The sequence below is a fragment of the uncultured Tenacibaculum sp. genome, from assembly GCF_947494125.1.
Lineage (GTDB): Bacteria > Bacteroidota > Bacteroidia > Flavobacteriales > Flavobacteriaceae > Polaribacter.
Genome location: NZ_CANLTU010000001.1, coordinates 153,266 through 173,477, shown reverse-complemented (window position 1 = coordinate 173,477; position 20,212 = coordinate 153,266). Strand labels below are relative to the sequence as shown.

General features: G+C 29.9%; 17 protein-coding genes. 12 read left to right on the top strand and 5 right to left on the bottom strand.

The genetic code is table 11. From position 1 onward, the window contains the following. Position 1 precedes the first annotated feature (1 nt). From Q0881_RS00730 to Q0881_RS00695, 8 genes are read left to right on the top strand one after another with little or no spacing between them, the layout of a single operon-like run. Positions 2–2,419, top strand: coding sequence for a GNAT family N-acetyltransferase (locus Q0881_RS00730; RefSeq protein WP_299156019.1), 2,418 nt, complete (start codon positions 2–4; stop codon positions 2,417–2,419). A gap of 2 nt (positions 2,420–2,421) precedes the next feature. Continuing rightward, the gene (locus tag Q0881_RS00725) at positions 2,422–3,012 is read left to right on the top strand and encodes a GNAT family N-acetyltransferase (protein ID WP_299156017.1); all 591 of its coding nucleotides are present in this window, start codon (positions 2,422–2,424) and stop codon (positions 3,010–3,012) included. Further along, complete coding sequence (locus Q0881_RS00720; protein ID WP_299156014.1) at positions 3,002–4,822, top strand: IucA/IucC family siderophore biosynthesis protein; 1,821 nt, start codon at positions 3,002–3,004, stop codon at positions 4,820–4,822. The genes Q0881_RS00725 and Q0881_RS00720 overlap by 11 nt, the downstream gene beginning before the upstream one ends. 1 nt (position 4,823) lies before the next feature. Then, the gene (locus tag Q0881_RS00715) at positions 4,824–5,408 is read left to right on the top strand and encodes a nitroreductase (protein WP_299156012.1); all 585 of its coding nucleotides are present in this window, start codon (positions 4,824–4,826) and stop codon (positions 5,406–5,408) included. Between the two features lie 10 nt (positions 5,409–5,418). Beyond that, positions 5,419–6,519, top strand: coding sequence for a heparan-alpha-glucosaminide N-acetyltransferase domain-containing protein (locus Q0881_RS00710; protein ID WP_299156010.1), 1,101 nt, complete (start codon positions 5,419–5,421; stop codon positions 6,517–6,519). 1 nt (position 6,520) lies between these two features. Then, positions 6,521–7,546, top strand: coding sequence for an alpha/beta hydrolase (locus Q0881_RS00705; RefSeq protein ID WP_299156008.1), 1,026 nt, complete (start codon positions 6,521–6,523; stop codon positions 7,544–7,546). Positions 7,547–7,549: 3 nt separating this feature from the next. Beyond that, positions 7,550–8,476, top strand: coding sequence for a sterol desaturase family protein (locus Q0881_RS00700; RefSeq protein ID WP_299156006.1), 927 nt, complete (start codon positions 7,550–7,552; stop codon positions 8,474–8,476). Between the two features lie 12 nt (positions 8,477–8,488). Next, positions 8,489–9,319, top strand: a complete 831-nt coding sequence (locus Q0881_RS00695) for a crotonase/enoyl-CoA hydratase family protein (protein ID WP_299156004.1) — start codon at positions 8,489–8,491, stop codon at positions 9,317–9,319. Here Q0881_RS00695 and Q0881_RS00690 read toward each other — a convergent pair. The 5 genes from Q0881_RS00690 to Q0881_RS00670 form a co-directional block, all read right to left on the bottom strand. Beyond that, positions 9,316–10,290: an AraC family transcriptional regulator gene (locus Q0881_RS00690; protein ID WP_299156002.1), complete on the bottom strand. Its 975-nt coding sequence runs from the start codon at positions 10,288–10,290 to the stop codon at positions 9,316–9,318. The genes Q0881_RS00695 and Q0881_RS00690 overlap by 4 nt on opposite strands. Before the next feature lie 49 nt (positions 10,291–10,339). Further along, a complete protein-coding gene (locus Q0881_RS00685; protein WP_299156000.1) occupies positions 10,340–12,412 on the bottom strand; it encodes a PepSY-associated TM helix domain-containing protein in 2,073 nt (690 codons plus the stop codon). Beyond that, complete coding sequence (locus tag Q0881_RS00680) at positions 12,412–12,714, bottom strand: hypothetical protein (protein WP_299155998.1); 303 nt, start codon at positions 12,712–12,714, stop codon at positions 12,412–12,414. Before Q0881_RS00680 ends, Q0881_RS00685 begins: the two co-directional genes overlap by 1 nt. 1 nt (position 12,715) lies before the next feature. Further along, positions 12,716–13,045, bottom strand: coding sequence for a hypothetical protein (locus tag Q0881_RS00675; RefSeq protein WP_299155996.1), 330 nt, complete (start codon positions 13,043–13,045; stop codon positions 12,716–12,718). A gap of 100 nt (positions 13,046–13,145) precedes the next feature. Then, a complete protein-coding gene (locus Q0881_RS00670; RefSeq protein ID WP_299155995.1) occupies positions 13,146–15,554 on the bottom strand; it encodes a TonB-dependent receptor in 2,409 nt (802 codons plus the stop codon). Positions 15,555–15,884: 330 nt separating this feature from the next. Here Q0881_RS00670 and Q0881_RS00665 point away from each other — a divergent pair, with 330 nt between their 5' ends. The 4 genes from Q0881_RS00665 to Q0881_RS00650 all read left to right on the top strand — a co-directional run bounded on the left by Q0881_RS00665 (position 15,885) and on the right by Q0881_RS00650 (position 20,153). Beyond that, positions 15,885–17,042: a homogentisate 1,2-dioxygenase gene (locus tag Q0881_RS00665; RefSeq protein ID WP_299155993.1), complete on the top strand. Its 1,158-nt coding sequence runs from the start codon at positions 15,885–15,887 to the stop codon at positions 17,040–17,042. Positions 17,043–17,090: 48 nt separating this feature from the next. Beyond that, entirely contained in the window at positions 17,091–18,251 is a 1,161-nt protein-coding gene (gene hppD, locus Q0881_RS00660; protein WP_299155991.1) for a 4-hydroxyphenylpyruvate dioxygenase, read from the top strand. Between the two features lie 105 nt (positions 18,252–18,356). Then, entirely contained in the window at positions 18,357–19,277 is a 921-nt protein-coding gene (locus tag Q0881_RS00655) for a tryptophan 2,3-dioxygenase family protein (RefSeq protein ID WP_299155989.1), read from the top strand. 99 nt (positions 19,278–19,376) lie between these two features. After that, the gene (locus Q0881_RS00650) at positions 19,377–20,153 is read left to right on the top strand and encodes a DUF3108 domain-containing protein (protein WP_299155987.1); all 777 of its coding nucleotides are present in this window, start codon (positions 19,377–19,379) and stop codon (positions 20,151–20,153) included. Positions 20,154–20,212: the final 59 nt, after the last annotated feature.

The window sequence follows — 20,212 nt, the reverse complement described above, 5'->3', positions numbered from 1 at the left end:
AATGTCAAAAATAAACACTGCAGTTTTTTCAAAAGAATATAAAGACTTTGGAAGGGTTATTATTCGACCTTTTCAGGTAAAAGAAGATAGTATCTTTTTACAAAAATGGGTAACTAAAGAATATGCTGTTTTTTGGGGAATGCAAAATGCAACACTGAAAGATGTTGAGGAAGAATATAAACAGCTTACAACACCAGAGCATTACGATGTTTTTGTAGGAATGTTTAATAATGAGCCAGCATTTGTTTTAGAAAGATACAATCCGAGATTAGATGTTATCAATAATTTTTATAAAACAGAAGAGTCTGATTGTGGAGTACATATAATAGTTGCACCACCTAAAGAACCTAGAATACCCAACTTTACATGGTTTATGTTTCGAACAATTATGGATTTTGTTTTTACAAATTCAGCAATTAATAGAATAGTTGTTGAGCCAGATATTCGAAACAAAAAAATGTTTGCACTATGCCAAAGAATAGGATTTCAATTGGCTAATGTAATTGAGCTACCTAATAAAACAGCTCAATTAGCATTTTTAACAAAAACCAATTACGAACAACAAATTCAATCTTTTTCACCATTAAAAAGAAGTGCCATGAACACCTTAGATAATGTGGTATCTCCACAGCAATCAACTCAACATATACAACCAAGGGTTTGGAAGCAAGCCAATATATTATTAGTAAAGAAAGCTTTATGTGAATTTTCACATGAGTTATTAATAAAACCAGAAATAATTGAAGAATTAAGTAATGGATATAAACACTACAAAGTTTATACAGATTCTTTAGAGATACGATATGAATTTAATGCAAAACCAATGGCATTAAATCATTTTATGATTGATGAAAAATCAATAAAAAAGTATGTAAAAGAAGTTATTACAGAAATTGATGCTATCTGTTTTATAAAAGAGTTTAGAAAAGTATTGGGCATTGCTGATGAGAAGATGCCTGTATATTTAGAAGAAATCATAAGTACATTATACGGAAGTGCATTTAAAATAACCAAAGGTAATCCAATAGCAAAAGAGTTAGCAACGGCCGATTTTCAAACGATTGAACAATCTATGACCGAAGGACATCCTGGTTTTGTAGCGAACAACGGAAGAATAGGTTTTGATAGTAGCGATTATCGTTCATATGCACCAGAAGCAGGAAACTCATTTTCTTTACTATGGATGGCAGGGCATAAGTCGAAAGCAGTTTTTTCAGCAATAGAATCACTTCCATACGAAACATTAATACAGCAAGAATTAGATGCTGATACGATTGCGCAATTCAATAAAACCATAGAAGAAAAAGGATATAAAGCAGAAGATTATTTATTCTTACCAATTCATCCTTGGCAATGGTTTAACAAGCTAGCAAATATCTTTTCTCCAGAAGTAGCAAAAGGAGATTTAATTTGTTTAGGATACGGACCAGATCAGTACTTAGCACAGCAATCTATTAGAACATTATTCAATATTACCAATCCACAGAAATTCTATACAAAATCGGCATTGTCTATTTTAAATATGGGATTCATGAGAGGATTGCCTTTATATTACTTAGGTACAGCACCTAAAATGGCAGTTTGGTTAGAAGATTTATTATACAATGATAGCTATATCCAAGAAAATGGATTTAGAATGCTTAGCGAAATAGGTTCAGTAAGTTATGTGAATCCTTATTTTGATGAGTTTGGACCTCATAACGATTATAACAAAATGTTAGCTTCTTTATGGAGAGAAAGTCCTTATTCAGTAGTTAAAGAAAACCAGAAGCCTTTAACTATGGCAGCATTACTTCATGTAGACCACCATGGAAATGCGTTATTACCAGAAATTATAAAAGATTCAGGAATTTCAATTGATAATTGGTTACGTAAATATTTACAGGCATATTTAAGTCCAATGTTACATTGTTTTTATTACTACGATTTAGTGTTTATGCCACATGGAGAAAACTTAATTATGGTATTAGAAGATAATATTCCTGTGTATGCATTATTAAAAGATATTACAGAGGAAGCTTGTATTTTAAATCCAGAAGTTGAATTGCCAGAGCATTTAAAGAGAATGTATGCTCCAGTGCCAGAAGACGTAAAACTACTATCAATTTTTACTGATATGTTTGATGGGTTCTTCCGTTTTTTAGGACCTATTTTAGAAGAGCACGCAGATTATAGTGAAAATCGTTTTTGGGAATTAGTGGCAGAAAATATTCAAGAATATCAAGCAAAATTCCCACAACTAGCAGCAAAGTTTGAACAATACGATTTATTTGCAGAAGATTTCAAATTATCATGTTTAAACAGGTTACAGTTAAATAATCATAAACAAATGATTGATTTAGATGACCCAGTAGCCTTGTTGCAATTTGCAGGGAAATTACAAAATCCAATAGCAGCATTTAAAGTTCAAGAAGTTTAATCATGGTACAAACGAATCAAGAAGTATTTAGCAAAAAAATTGCTGGGTTGGGAGTAATAAGTATTCGTCCATTTCAAGTAGATTTAGATACACCAATGTTGCATACATGGGTAACACAATCGTATGCGAAATATTGGGGAATGTTAGATAAATCTTTAGAAGAAGTACGTGCCGAATATCAAGAGATTGAAGAAAATCCAAATCATCATACTTACATAGGAATGTTAAACAACGTTCCTGTGTTTTTAATGGAACGTTACAAAGCATCAGAAGATATCATAGCAAAACATTACGATGTACAAGAAAGTGATTATGGAATGCACGTACTAGTTGCTCCAATAGAAAAAAGAATCCCTCAATTTACTTGGCATGTGTTTTCAACGATTATTGATTATTTTTTCAATTTACCAGAAGTAGAAAGAGTAGTTGTTGAACCAGATGTAAACAATGAAAAAATCCACAAGTTAAATAAGAAAGCAGGTTTTGTTTATCAAAAAGAAATAGAGCTATCGTATAAAAAAGCAGCGTTGGCTTTTTGTACGGAAGAAATGTACAAGAAAGCATTAAACCAACTAGAAAAGAATGAAAAATAACATAGCACATTTGCAACCTCAAGTTTGGGAATTTGTAAATCGCCAACTTATAAAAAAAGCAATAAGTGAGTTTTCACATGAGCTTATTCTAATTCCTGAATATCTTAGAGAAGAAGATGGATGGAATGTATATCAAATACAATCAGATACTAAAGAATTTAACTATCAGTTTAAGGCTAAGAAGTATTTGTTAGATCATTGGTTCGTGGATGCTAATAGTATTATAAAAACCAATAATATTTCTGAAAAAGTATTTTTAGATGCGCTTCATTTTATTACCGAATTTAAAACTACTTTAGGTATTCCTGATGAGTTTTTAGGAACCTATTTAGAAGAAATAACAAGCACACTTTCAGGAGCAGCTTATAAATATGTAAATGAAGAATTTTCAGCAAAAGAATTAGCTGAAAAAAGTTTTCAAGAAATAGAACATGGAATGACAGAAGGGCATCCTTGTTTTGTAGCTAATAATGGTCGAATAGGTTTTAATATAGATGATTTCCATACCTATGCCCCAGAAAGTAACCATCCTTTCCAAATATTATGGATTGCAGGGCATAAAAAATATGCAACCTATACAGCTGTAGAAGGGTTTGCCTATGAACAATTATTACAGGATGAATTAGGAGAGGCAAAAATTACTTCATTTAAAGAAGTTTTAAAAGAGCAAGAAGTAGCTTTAGAAGATTACATTTTTATACCAGTACATCCTTGGCAATGGAAAAATAAAATAGTTGCAGTTTTTGGAGCAGATATCGCTCAAAAAAACATCATTTTAGTTGGAGAAAGCGATGATAAATTTTCAGCACAACAATCTATTAGAACGTTGTTTAATGCTTCACATCCAGAAAAGTTATATACTAAGACTGCTTTGTCTATTTTAAATATGGGATTTATGCGCGGTCTATCTCCATATTATATGCAAAGTACTCCACATATTACCACATGGATAACAAATTTATTGGCAGAAGATTCATACTTGAATGAGAATGGATTTACGATGTTAGGAGAAGTGGCTACTGTAGGATATCATAATCATTATTATGAGGTATTAGGAAAAACAAATTCACACAATAAAATGTTATCAGCATTGTGGAGAGAAAGTCCATTTTCTAAAATAGCTTCAAATCAACGTGTATTTACTATGGCAGCTTTACTACATGTAGATTATAAAGATAATTCGTTATTAGCATCATTAATTGAAGCTTCACCGTATGGAGTAACAACATGGGTGCAACGATACCTAAAAGCATATTTGGTTCCATTATTACATTGTTTTTATAAATACGAATTTGTGTTTATGCCACACGGAGAAAATCTGATTATGGTATTAGAAGAAAATACTCCAGTGCATGTTTTAATGAAAGATATAACAGAAGAAGTAATTGTTTTTAACGAAACAATGCACTTGCCAGAGCATGCGGATAGACTTTTTACCAAGACATCAGATACGATGAAAGTATTATCAATATTTACAGATGTTTTTGACTGTTTTTTCCGTTTTATGGGGCAACAATTAGATACTTATGTGAATTTTTCTGAACATAATTTTTGGCAATTAGTGGCAGATTGTGTGTATGAATATCAAGAACAACATCTAGAATTTTCAGAAAAGTATGAACGTTATGATTTGTTTGTAAACGAGTTTGATCGTTGTTGTTTAAATCGATTACAGTTAGGAAACACGAAACAAATGCTAAGCTTAGCAGACCCTATAGAAAGCTTAAAGTTAGAAGGAACCTTAATAAATCCACTTTCTCAATTTAAAAAAGAAGTAGCAGAAATAAATAAAGCGATAGAAACTTTTTAAGATGAATTTCGAAGAGCTTACAAAAGTTATACATACGCGTAAAAGTACCTACGCGTATGATTATTCAGATAAAAAGATAGATGAAAAAACGATTGAAAGTGTGGTTACGAATGCATTATGGGCACCAACACATTTAGCAACACAGCCATGGCGTTTTGTAGTGTTAGAAGGAAAGCATCAACTAGACTTAAGTCAATTTATGGCATCTTATTATAGAGAGTTGTATACCGAGAAACAATTTTCTAACGAGCGTTATGAAGCTACTAAAACCTATGCTAAAAATGCAACTTTAATAGGAATAGTTTTTACACCAAATAAGAAAGCTAAATTACCTGAATGGGAAGAATTAGCAGCTATTTCATGTGCAGTACAAAACATGTGGTTAAGCTGTACAACTTTAGATTTAGGAAGTTATTGGGATTCTTCTCTAGCGACTATGGAATATGGAAAAGAATATGTAAACTTAGAAAAGGATGAGCAGTTTTTAGGTATCTTTTTTATGGGGTATGTAAAAGAAAATGCTCCACAAGTTAGAAGAAAAAGAAAACCATTATCGAAGAAATTAAGTTGGAATAACAAAATATAAAAAGCATCAAATGAAAACACAAAATAGAGTAAGAGCAGTAGACTTTGTAAGAGGTTTTAGTGTTCTTATGATGATTCCTGTACATGTTATGATGATTTTTTCAAGTATGGATACTTGGGAAAATACAATTACAGGAAGTATAGGTCAGTTATTAGAAAGAGGATCTCCCGTTTTTCTTATTGTAATGGGAATTTCATTCGCATTCTCGAGAAATTCTAATAAAAAAGGAATATTAAAAAAAGCACTACTAATTATTGCTTTAGGTTATATTTTAAATTTCTTAAGGTTTATTATACCAGTTTTGTTTTTTGGAGGTTTCCCAGAAAGTTTCGTTAAGGCAAGTGGACTCGAATTGAGTAATTTTAGTGGTTTGCTAAATTATTTCTTAAAAGGAGATATGTTTCAATTGGTAGGAATATCCTTGTTTTTAATCGGTTTATCCTTTAAATTTTTAATAAAAAATAAAAGCATACTAATATTTATAGTATTAGCCATAATGTGGCTGTCAAAAATTGTAAGTGGTATACAGTTAGGGATTCCAGGTGTAGATTACATTTTAAATTTAATTTGGGGTAATAATTTCGATGTATACTTTCCTTTATTTCCTTGGCTTTCTTTTATTCTAATGGGACTATACTTAGGGTTAAGTTACCAAGATAATCCAGAAAATGCAGATAAATCTTTATTTAGACCGATGCTGTATTTAGGTTTAGTTTTTTTAGTGATAGGGAAGCTATTATGCGATTATAATTACGAATATCATTTTGGAGATTATTATCATTTAGGCCCTGGAGGAAGTATGGGTCTAATGGGGTGCATTTTAGTGCTTTTTTGGGTGTATTATCTAATAGAAAAAGCTTTGCCTAAAAATAATTATATAAGTAAACTATTCTTTTACTGTAGTAAAAATGTTACTACTTTTTATATGATACAGTGGGTTTTAATTTATTGGCTATTAGTCTTTATTGATTTTTCAGCATATAATGAACCTGTAGTGTTACTTATTATGTTAGGAATTAATATAGGAACATTTACATTATTGTATCTATTTAACCAATATGTTATTTCTAAAAAAAGTAAAAAAACAAGAGTAATACAACAAGCTGTATAGTATGAGAAAGTTATTTGTTATTATTATTGTTTTACTACAATTTAAAGCTATAGCACAAGTAAAATTAGCAGGAAGTTATGGATTGGATCCAAAAGTTCAACAATTTTTAGAAGCAGTCCATTCTTATGATGGACCTCCATTACAAGAGCTATCATTAGATATTGGTAGAAATGCTATGGAGCATATGCAAAAAGATTCAACATTAACGTATAATAAAGTAAGTTTTACCAAGGCAACTTTTAAAGAAAAGAATAAAGAAGTAAAAGTTGTAATAGTAAAACCAAAAAAGTCAAAGGAATTACTTCCTACGCTGATATATTTTCATGGAGGAGGTTGGGTGTTTAATAGCTTTGAGACTCACAAGCGTTTAATGAGAGATATTGTACTAAAGGCTAAAGTAGCAATAGTTTTTGTTGAATATTCAAGAGCACCAGAAGTAAAATATCCCATAGCTAATGAAGAAGGTTATTTAGCAACTTTATTTGTTTCAAAAAACGGAAAAAAATATGGGTTAGATCCAAATAGAATTATCGTTGGTGGAGATAGCGCAGGTGGAAATATGGCAACAGTAGTTGCTATGATAGCAAAACAAAGAAATGAACCTAACCTTCTAGGACAAATATTATTATATCCAGTTACAAATACCAGTTTAAATACAAAGTCATACGAACAATTTTCTAAAGGGCACTATTTAACAAGAGATACTATGAAATGGTTTTGGGAAGTATATGCGCCCAAAAAGGAAACTCATTTACTTTCAACAGTAGCACCTTTAAGAGCACCTTTAGAAGAGCTTAAAAATTTACCTAAAACACTTTTAATCACAGCAGAATATGATGTGCTAAGAGATGAAGGAGAAGCATATGCTAAAAAACTTAGAATGGCTGAGGTACCAGTTATTTCCACAAGATATGGTGGAACAATTCATGATTTTGTGGTGCTTAATGCTTTACGAGAAACAGAAGCTTCAAAAGGAGCAGTATTACAAATATGTACTTTTTTGAAAAGTAATTTTTATAAAAAATAATTTATGAATATGGATTTATCATCTATAGAAAATTTAGTAGGTCAGTTAGAGCATATGAGTGTAATAGTACTCGTATTAATGTTAGTTGAATGGGGTATACTTATTTTAACAAATTTTGTTGAAAGAAAAAAAGAAGGAGTAGTTAGTATAGTGTCTTATTTAGTACAAAGTATCCCTTACTTTTTACTATCAAAAGTATTCATTGTAGGTACCATGTTTTTACTATATGAGTACAAGTTATTTAATTTAGGATTTCAGTGGTACGTATGGGTTATAGCTTATTTTCTATACGATTTCACAGTGTTCTTTATTCACTATTTAGGACATAAAGTTCGAGTTTTATGGTGTATTCATGGAGTACATCATACAGCAGAAGATATGAATTTAACTGTAGTCGCAAGAGGATCAATATTTGATGTGTTTTTTACACCTTTTAATTTTATCTGGTTGCCTCTTTTAGGATTCCATCCATTGATGATTTTTATAATTGAACCTGTAGCGCGTTTATATGCAACCCTAACGCATGTAAATGAAAAGGTTATAGGGAAACAAAAATGGTTAGATAAAATATTAATAACTCCTTCAGTTCATAGAGTACACCATGCCAAAAATCATATTTATTTAGATAGAAATTATGGAGAAACATTTAGTATTTGGGATCGTGTTTTTAAAACTTTTCAGAAAGAATTAGATAATGAAAAAATTTCTTACGGAATTATGCACGATACGTTGAATAGTGAAAGTTTTTCAGATGTACAATTCTTAATGTGGAAAGAACTATGGAAGGACGTTAAAAAGGCACCTACTTTTTCTGATAAACTAAAATACCTTTTTATGCCTCCAGGATGGAATCATATTGATGGAGGGAAAAAAGCAAAAGCTTATAGGGATGAGGCTTGGTTAGAAAGGTGTAAAACAGATGTGTCTTAAAAAAATAAAGCAATGATAAAACAATATGAAAATTTTAAAGTAAACTATTACCCAGAGCATGAGTTAGTTCTTTGGAGTATTAAATCTGAAGGAGTACCGAACTTTTCAATAGATACATTACATGAGTTTAAAGATTTAACTAAAGACTTAAAAATGATGTTTGCAGATAATGGATATCCATTAAAGTACATTGTATCAGCGTCAACACATAATGAAGTATATAATATGGGAGGCGATTTACCTTATTTTTTAAAGAGTATAAAAACACAAAATAAAGAAGCACTAGAAGAGTATGCTAATTTATGTATAGATGCTATTTATAATATATATAACACATTTGATTTACCTGTTTTAAGTATTGCATTGGTTGAAGGGAATGCATATGGAGGTGGTTTTGAATGTGCAATGGCACACGATGTTATACTTTCACATGAATCAGCAAAATTTTGTTTGCCAGAAAACAAGTTTCACCTTTTTCCAGGTATGGGAGCTTATAGTTTTTTATGCAGAAAATTAAATATAAAGACTGCTATTGAAGTTTTAAATACTGGAAATGTATACGAAGCTAAAGAAGTAGAAAAAATGGGGTTGGTGGATAATATTTTCAGCAAAGACTCAGGAATAACAGCCGTAGTAAATTACCTAAAAAAATCAAGTTTCAGTTTTAAATACAATCATTATAAATGCATAAAAAGAGTTTTTCCATTACAAAAAAACGAACTAGGAGATATTACAAACATGTGGGTAGATGCATGTATGAATCTAGAGAGTGAAAGTTTACGTCGAATGGAAATAATTATTAACGCTCAATTAAGAAAATTAAAATATGAGTTTAAGTCTTAGCTTTTTGAGTTATGCATATAATTTTTACGGAATTCTTTTGGGGTTTTTTTCTCATTCTTTTTAAATGCTGCAGTAAAATGAGTAGGGTTTTTATACCCTACCATATCTGCTATTTCATAAATAGGTTTTTGTGTATGAATAAGCAAATTTTTAGCTTTACTCATTCTTAGGTTTTTGGTATAATTAAAAATTGTTTCTCCAAATAACTTTTTAAACTCGTTTTTTAAAACATTCTGATTTAATAGTACTCTACGAGCAAGTTGTTGTATGGATATTTGCTCATGTAAATTGGTTTGAAGTATAGTTTCTACTTTGTATATTTTCTTCAAAATACTATCAGAATTATACATTCTTTTAGTTCGAAAACTTAATTGTAGATGTAATAATTCTAAAGTTTTAGATTCTAAGAAAATACGTTTTAATAAACCTTTTTGTGAATTAATGAGTATTTCAGTAACAACTTCTTCCATTTTAGAAGTTAACTGTTGTGTAAAATTTTTATTTATTTTTTTTAAACTAAGTACTTTGTCATTAGATAACAACGGTTGCATTTTATGCTTTTGTATGAAATCATCATACATTCTAATTTTTACTTCTTTGAGAGGTTTATCTTTATAAAAAATTATTTTTTTGCTTTCACTATTATCGTATAAGAGATAACTTTCATTTTTTTCAAGAACAAGATCGCTCTTAAAATTAGAAACACGAATAATTTTCTCTCCTTCTATTAAAACAGAAAGTTCTAAAGCATTTAAGTTTTGTTTTGAGGTAAAAAGAAAATCTTCTTTAAATTTAGCATTAATTATATTAATTAATAAGCCTTCAAAATAGTAACTTGTTACAAATCCTTGACCATAAGTAGGATCAATAGTATAGACCGTAGTTTTTATACCACAGTCTATACTTTTTGTTTGTAGTCGCAGTATTTTTTTTAACTGCGATGTTTTGTTGTTGGCTATAACAATCTCCATATACGGGGGATAAAGGAAATAGATATAAGCCTATATAAAATTAATAGACTTAACCTTTAATCCACTTATAAATATTAATAACTAAAAATGTACTTGCAATTGCAACTAGAGTTAGCATGAAGATTTCTGAAACATTACTAGATTCGTGCATAATCGCTTCAAAGAAATGATAAAGATTATATAAAGCGGCAATACTAGCCCAAACCAAAGAAGTTATTTTAAACCATTTTTTAGATATTTCTAGAGTAAACAATCCAAATAATAAGCACATACCTTCAAATAAAATACGGTATATATGATGAATTAGAGGAGCTTCTCCAGTAGCACCTTTCATCATTAAAGTTTCGTTATAATAAATATTAAATAATCCATACATATGATGTATAATCCAGCCTATAGCTAAGAATATCCAAAGAATAATAATTTTTGTTCTTATAGATAAAGAACCTTGATGTGTAACAGTAGTGTTTTCCATAATTTCTGGTTTTATTTGTTGTAATTTATTTTTCTCTTCTTGTTTTAAAGATTTAATGTTTTTATAGTCAATTTTATGTTTATTAAAAGCACTTTGTTCTTGTATAGATGGTTTTATTTTAAAGTATATAAAAAGTGCAGTAGCGGCTAAAACAAGCCATAATAAATCAATAGTTAAAATGTCAAATTGATTGTTTTTATAAGTATTCCAAATCCAGTTATTGGATTTAATTCCACTAGAAATAGGTATTAAGAAACCTAAAATGGCTCCAGCTAATAAAGTAACTTTATTAGTGAAATAGTTATTTCTTTTAAACCTAAAGAAGAGAATACAAATAAGCCAAACAATAAAGAACCAATTATTTAAAATTGACATTTTTTGGGTTAGGTATTCTTGAGGTAAAATTTTAACTACTAAAAAGAATAAAGCAATAACAGGAAATAAAGACAAGCAAATTGCCATATAAATATGCCCAACTTTAGCAGTATACAATCGTTGTCGTAAACTCATGCTTTTTTTATTACGAGCTTCAATCCATATTAAAACTCCAGTAATAATTACAAAACAGGTAATTAAAGCTAAAATGAAATAAACTATTTTAATAGCAATCCCCCCATAGTTTCCAAAATGTAAACGGGTCATGGATAATTGGATATCATCAGTATATCTGGGTTCATTTGGATTCCTATTAATGGTAGTTTTTCCTGTTTCAAAATCGTATAAAATATTTCCAGAACTTAGTAATCGTTCTTTAGATACTAAAGAACCTAAAAGGAGGTATTTCATATTAGAGCCTCCATAGTTTTTTATATGTACATATTCAGGATTAAAATCATTCCAAAGTTTTGTGTTTTTTTCAACAAAATCATTTACACTAGGCAGTTCCTTATCAGTTTTTTTAATCCATTCATATACTTTACGGTCGGGTCGTAAGTCTTCCATCAATTTATTCTGATCTCCTTTATATAAAAAGTTAGCAGGAATTAAAACAAGAATACTTAGGCAAAAGTAGGCTCCAGTAATAGCAAACATAAATTGAAAAGGCAAGCCTATAACACCTAATGCAGTATGAGCATCAGTCCAAACACGTTTTAAAGCTGTTTTTGGATTAAACTGATAAAAGTTAGAAACAATTTTTTTCCAATGAACTATAACACCTGTGACAATAGCAAATAAAAAAAAGAAAGAAATAAACCCAGCTAAGTATATTCCTATAATTGGTATTTGAGTAAAGAAATGCAGTCGGTATAAAAACTCTCCTAATCCATATTTTTCAGCATAAGAAGTAGTCTCACCAGTATGAATATTTATTGATTGATAATTCTGATATTTTGCTTCAACAGGAACGTTTAACGTATCTTTTGCTGGTGAGGTTAAGACATAAATGTTATCATCTTTATGACCTAAGTAAAAACGAATATCTCTACTAGTTAAATGATAGTTTTCTGAAAGCTTTTTTAATAAAAAGTCATAATCTATTTGTTCTCTAGCAATATTTTTAGAATGTTTTCCATCCTCCCATACTTCAATTTCATCTTTAAATAAAGCAAAAGCACCAGCAAAAAAGATAACATATAAAGCTACGCTAATAACAATACCACTTACTGTATGTGTATTGAAAAATACATTGTAATTTCTTTTACTCATTATACAAAAGGATTTTGTTGATTACCAAAATAGAATATGATATAAAGGATTATTGAAATAAGAATATATATCCCCCATGCTTTCCACCCATTTTTAAAAAGAAAAGGGATGATTAGTAGAACACACCAAACTATAAAATGAGTATAAATAGATGTTATTAAAACTTCTCTTGAATATGGTAACCAAAGAGCTAAACACATATGAAATAATGCAGTTACCATATAGCCTCCAAGAATTCCAGAAGATATTTTAGCAAACTGTTGCCATGGAGAAGTTGTTAAGTGTTTTGGATTTGCAGGCATATTATAAAATAAATTCGATTAGTAACAGCACTATTAACAATGCAATTAGAAACTTATAGTTTATTATTCTTAAGGGACTTAAGATTATTAGTAAGCTCATTATTAAGGTTAAAGCAACCAACCAAAATAATATTCCAGAAAAGACACCGAAGTTAATACTAGCAAAAACTAACGTAATTAATAAAAATCCTAGACCAATAGTTTTTGATAGTTGTTCATTATTACGAAACTTCTTTACTAAAGTGTTATTAGAAACAATAATTGTTTTTTGTGAAGTATTGTAAAGTAGGTAGCAACCTAAAAACATTATTGCTATTAAAATACTGATCATCTTTTATTTTTTTTAATTGCAAAACCCTCAGCCAAAAAGTGGCCAAGAGTTCTGAAGCATTTATTTAAATAGATTAATTTATACTACACAAAGAGTTAGCTTAAAATTTATACGTAAAAGTACCTAAGAAAGCTCTTGGTGCTTGAGGAGTTACTGTACTCCAACCTTTATAATATTCTTTGTCAGTTAAGTTGTTTGCTTTTACACTCACTCTAAATTTATCATGTTCGTAGTATACAGAAGCATTAAAAATAGTATAAGAAGGAAGTATAAAGTCTCCAGCTGTAGGATAACCAACCATAGTGTTATAATCGCTAGCTCCATTAAATCCAAAACCTACACCAAAGTTCTTAGCCATTCCATCTAAGAATTTATAGTCAGCCCAAAAATTATAAGAAGTTTCTGGTCCAGCTTCAGCTAAACGTTTTCCAATTAAATCAGGTCTAGAAGCAGATTTAGTTACTGTAGCATCATTATAACTAAAACCACCACGTAGGTTTAATCCATCAATAGGGTTAGCGTTTAATTCTAATTCAAAACCTTTACTTTTAACAGTTCCGTCTTGTTGTTTGCTTGCACCAAAGCCCATTACTTTATCTTTAACAGTAATGTCATAGTAACTTAATGTAGCCTCAAGCTTGTTGTTAAATAAATTAGATTTTACACCAAATTCTAATTGATTTGCTTGTTCTAAATCATACGACTGAATTTTTGTTCCAGCAGCTGGATTCGTTAAATCAATTGGTACTCTTTCTGGGTTTACATTAGTAAAACCATTTTGATAGTTTGCAAAAACAGATAATTCATTTAAAATTGGCTGATAAACAACACCAAATTTTGGAGAAAAAGTAGATTTTGTATATGCTTTATCATCATCAGTACTATCATTAGCATCTCCTTTATATTGGAATCTATCATAACGAACTCCAGCCATTACAGATAATTCTGGTAATATATTTACAACATCAGAGATGTATCCACTTAAAACATTCTGATTTAAATCTGAATTTGATCTAGGAACATTAGCTAATACAGCATCAATATTTGCTTTATTTATAGGTAAGTTAGCAAAACCAAAAGCAGCTGGAACTGGAATTACTTGTCCTTGAGGATTAACTACATGTATACCTCTAAAACCAGAACTTTTATCAATAATTTGCGATTTTAAATAATCAACACCAACTACAATTCTATTTCTAACATCACCAATTTTTATGTCACCAGTAAAGTTTTGTTGTAGAGCTAATGTGTTAGTTTCTGCGTCAGTATTTTGAGCATATAAACCAAATAAATTAGCTTGTAGATTATACAAATAAGTATAATAACCTTCAGATTTTGCATTACCACCAGCTATAATTGTTTGCGAAGACCAATTGTCAGTAATCTTATAAGCAATTTCACCTCTATAATTCTGAGTTGGATTTTTAATAGAAACATCATTGTTGGTTAATGATTTGTTTCTATCGTAATTCAATTCTGTTAAATTTTTAAAAGTTAGTGGAGCACCTCTGTTTAAAAATAAAAATGTTTGATTTGTTTGGTCAGTAGATGATAATTCGTAATTAAAATTCAACGTTAATCTGTTGTTAACTTTATACGAAATAGAAGGGGCTAAGAATAAAGCTTTTCTAAATCCAGCATCCTGAAAACTATCTTCAGTTTGGTAACCTGCATTCAACCTTAAAGAAATATCCTCGTTGTCTTCAACATTAGTATTAACATCAAGAGTTAATTTTTTAAATCCAAAAGAACCAGCACCAACAGTAATGTTTCCTCCAGTACCTCTATAAGGCTTTTTGGTAACAACATTAATTAATCCTCCATAAGAAGTTACAGTACTTCCAAATAAAGTAGCAGAAGGACCTTTTACTACTTCTATTCTTTCAACATTATCAGGATTAATAAATCCGTTAGTAATACCAGGAACACCATTTACTAATTTAGGTTGTACAGAGAAACCTCTAATAGAATAGTAACCTGCACCATCTCCACTTCTACCAGTAGAAGACCATAATTTTTCAACACCAGTAGTGTTTTTTAAAGCATCTTCAAAACTAGTTACCGATTGAGAAACTAATAATTGATTGGTAACTGTACTATAAACCTGAGAGTTTTCAATGTTTTTTAAAGGTAATTTAGCTACATAAGCAGATTTTTTACGAGAAAATTTATTTTTTCTATTAGTATCTACAACTACTTCTTGTAATAATTCATTTCCTTCAAATAAAGTAATGTTTATAGAATTAGAAGGCACAGAAACAGTTAATGTTTTGGTTTTAAAACCGATAAAAGAAGCAACTATAGTTTGATCACCATTAGGAACATCTTTAATCGTAAAATTCCCATCCATGTCTGTCTGAGTACCAATTTTTGAGTTTTTTATAGATAGGTTTACCCCTATTATAGGCTCATTATTATTATCAACAACTTTTCCATTGATAATATTATTTTGAGCAACTGAACTTACCACAACTATAAAAAATAGTATGGATGTTATAATTGTTTTCATTGTTTTTATTTAGATTTAATTAAATTAATTAGAAAAACAGCGCAAATATATTTATGAAAAAACTAATAACAAAGTTTATTTAGATTAATTTTAAATAAAGTATGTTACTTTTTTGAATTCTAAGAAGATATAATGTGTTTTTAAATTTGGTATATTTGTAAACACACAACAAAAACTAATGAAAATGCATTGGGAAGATCTTTTAGCGCATTTAAAATATATGATAAAGCGTAATCCAGAATAGTTGCTTAATAATTATTTTAAAGAATAATAAATAGTAGTAGTGTTTTCTTAGTTGAAGCCTATATTAATTCATTAAAAAATAAAGTAATGCCATTTTATCATAAATTAGGGGAAATCCCACCAAAACGACACACGCAATTTCGTAAAGAAGATGGAAGTTTATATTACGAACAATTGTTTGGAACTGTTGGTTTTGACGGAATGTCAACCAACTCTTACCATGAACAAAGACCAACACAAGTAAAAGAAATAAAAAGAAAATATAGTGTTGCTCCAAAAATAGCTAAAGAAAATAATATTCAATCATATAGGTTAAAAGGATTTCAAGTAACTCCTCAAGATGATTTTTTAGAAAGTAGAAAAATTGTTTTAACAAACTCTGATTGTCATATTGCTTTAGCAGCACCCAAAAAATCTACCACTGATTATTTTTATAAAAATACTGATTCTGATGAAATGATTTTCATTCATAAAGGAACGGGTAAATTAAGAACCATTTATGGTAATTTAGATTTTAAATATGGAGATTATTTAATTATTCCACGTGGAATAATTTATAAAATCGATTTTGATACAGAAGATAATCGTTTATTTATTGTTGAATCTCATTCACCAATTTATACACCAAAGCAATACAGAAACTGGTTCGGACAATTATTAGAGCATTCTCCATATTGTGAACGTGATATCCGTCGTCCATACGAATTAGAAACTAATAACGAGAAAGGAGATTTCATTATAAAAGTAAAAAAGAAAGATGAAATTTTCGAAATGGTATATGCAACACATCCTTTTGATGTGGTTGGTTACGATGGGTTTAATTACCCGTATGCATTGTCAATTCACGATTTTGAACCAATAACAGGTCGTATTCATTTACCACCTCCAATTCATCAAACATTTGAAACAAATGCATTTGTAATTTGTTCATTTGTTCCTCGATTATATGATTATCACCCAGATGCAATTCCAGCACCCTATAACCATAGTAATATAGATGCTGATGAGGTATTGTATTATGTAGATGGTGATTTTATGAGTAGAAACGATATTGAAGCAGGTCATATATCATTGCATCCAGCAGGTATTCCTCACGGACCACACCCAGGAGCTGCAGAAAGAAGTATCGGAAAAAAAGAAACTGAAGAGTTAGCAGTAATGGTTGATACATTTAAACCGTTAATGGTAACAGAAGAGGCAATGAAAATTGCAGATGAAGATTATTATAAATCTTGGTTAGAATAAATTAAAAACATACCTGTTTTTCAGGAAAAAATATAAACATCAAAAAAGATGGCAAAAGAAGTTAAATCAGTAAACTACGGTTTAGAAAAAATATTTGAAGGAGCGCAAGATTTTTTACCGCTTTTAGGAACAGATTATGTAGAGTTTTATGTAGGTAATGCAAAACAATCTGCTCATTTTTATAAAACAGCATTTGGTTTTCAATCGTACGCATATAGAGGATTAGAAACAGGATCTAAAGATTCTGTGAGTTATGTGTTAACACAAGATAAAATCAAATTAATTTTAACTACGCCTTTAAATAGTAAGTCGCCTATAAACGACCATATAGTTCAACATGGAGATGGAGTAAAAGTAGTTGCGTTATGGGTAGAAGATGCCCGTAAAGCATATGAAGAAACTACAAAGCGTGGAGCAAAATCATATATGGAACCTACAGTAGAGTCAGACGAGCATGGAGAAGTGGTACGAGCAGGGATCTATACATATGGAGAAACAGTACATATGTTTGTGGAGCGTAAAAATTATAACGGAGTGTTTTTACCAGGATTTCAAGAATGGAAAACAGACTATAATCCACCAAGTGCAGGTTTAAAATACATAGATCATATGGTTGGTAATGTAGGTTGGGGCCAAATGAATAAATGGGTAAAATGGTATGAAGATGTAATGGGATTTGTAAACTTTTTATCGTTTGATGATAAGCAAATACATACAGAATATTCAGCATTAATGAGTAAGGTAATGTCTAATGGAAATGGTAGAATTAAATTTCCAATAAACGAACCAGCAAAAGCGGCAAAACGTTCTCAAATTGAAGAATATCTTGATTTTTATGAAGGAGAAGGTGTGCAACATATTGCAGTAGCGACTGATGATATTATAAAAACAGTATCTCAATTAAAAGCTAACGGAGTTGAGTTTTTACCACCACCACCACAATCGTATTACGATATGATTCCTGAACGTTTAGGAGAACATATGGATATGATGAAAGAAGATATTTCTAAATTACAAGAACTATCTATTATGATTGATGCTGATGAAGAAGGATATTTATTACAAATTTTCACAAAACCAGTAGAAGATAGACCAACCTTGTTTTTTGAGATAATTCAACGAATGGGAGCTCGAGGTTTTGGAGCAGGTAACTTTAAAGCTTTATTCGAATCAATTGAAAGAGAGCAATTGAAAAGAGGAACGTTATAGTCCGAGTGAAAAATTATAGAAACATTAAATCACCATTTTCATAAGTATTCTTGCTTGTGAAAATGGTTAATGATTTATAATAATAATGTTTATATAAAATATAGAATGAATAGAGAAGAGCTTTTAAAAGCAATAGAGGAAAAGTACGATAAATTAGGTGTTCCAGTAGAAACAATGTTAGAGGGTTTGCTTCATAGTACACCAATAACATATTGGGATTATATTCAAACAGATGCATTATTAGGTTTGCAAATACCTAGAACAACGCAACCAGATGAGATGGTGTTTATTATGTATCATCAAGTAAATGAGTTGTTGTTTAAAATGATATTGTGGGAGATAAATCAAATTTCACTTTCAGAAGAAGCAATTACTGCAGAGAAATTTTCAAAACACTTAATGCGTATTAGTAGGTATTTCGATATGCTATGCAATTCCTTTACAGTTATGCAGGATGGAATGGATGTAGAACAGTATTTGAAATTCCGTAATACATTAGCACCAGCAAGTGGTTTTCAAAGTGCACAATACCGTAAAATAGAATTTGCTTCAACAGAACTTATTAATTTAATAGACGCTCGTTATAGAGAAACAATTGATAGAAGTTCTTCTTTTAAAAATGCTTTCGAACATTTGTATTGGCAAGCTGCAGGAAAAAATTATACAACAGGTCAAAAAACCACCTTGTTAAAACTTTTTGAAAAAAAGTATATGGGTGATTTTATTGATTTTATGGAAGATTATAATGATTGTAACTTGTCTAAGAAATTTCAGGAATTACCAGAAGGTGTTCAAAATAATGAAGAGTTAGTTAAAGCAATGCGTCATTATGATTATACAGTAAATGTAAAATGGGTAATGGCACATTACAATGCTGCAGGTAAATATTTAGGAGGAGGAGATAAAGATTTAGAAGCGACTGGAGGAAGTAATTGGCGTAAGTACATGCATCCTAAATATCAACGTAGAATATTTTTTCCGTATTTATGGAGTGAAGAAGAACTAAAAAATTGGGGAACATTTTAATCCTTAACTATAATAAAAAGTTGCTTGAATGTTAAAATCAAGCAGCTTTTTTTATTTTGGAATGGTAATTGTCTATCATTTTTCATAAGTTTGAACATCATGAAGAAAAAGATATTTTTTATTTCCTTATTGTTTTTTAGCATAGTAACTTTTGGTCAAGAAAAAACTGAAGTGTTTAAAGATGGAGAATGGCTTAAATTTAAAATGAGTTATAGTGGTTTTTTAAAAGCTGGTAACGCAACATTGTCATTAAAAGAAGAAGATTTAAACGGTAAAAAAGTATTGCATGCTACAGGAAAAGGTTGGACTACAGGGATGATTAAATGGTTTTTTAAAGTAGATGATGATTATCAATCGTATTTTGATAAAAAAACAGGCAAGCCATATTTATTTAAAAGAAAAATAGATGAAGGAGGTTATAAAAAGAATCGTCAAATAACTTTTAATCAGGATAATAATACAGCGTATGTTCAAGATTTTATAAAGCAAAAAGACAGTATTATTTCTGTAAAAGGACCTCAAGATATGATTTCTACTTTTTATTTCTTAAGAAGTTATAATACTAAAGAAATGAAAATGGGAGAAGAAATTAAAGTAGATATGTTTTTTGATGATAAAAGCTATCCTTTTAAACTGCGATTTTTGGGGTATGAAATGTTGAAAACAAAGTTTGGTAAAGTTAGAACCCAAAAATTTCAACCAATGGTGCAAGCAGGAAGAGTTTTTAAAGCACAAGAAAGTGTAACTGTTTGGATTACTGCTGATGACAATAAAATACCTATAAAAATGAAGGCATCATTATCAGTAGGGTCTCTTCGTGCTGAATTGGAAGCCTATAAAGGATTGGCAAATCCATTTGAAATAGTAGTTGATTAATAGAGAGTTATAAGATGTTTAGATATTGTTAAAGTGTTAAAAGCAAAAGTTTTTATTTG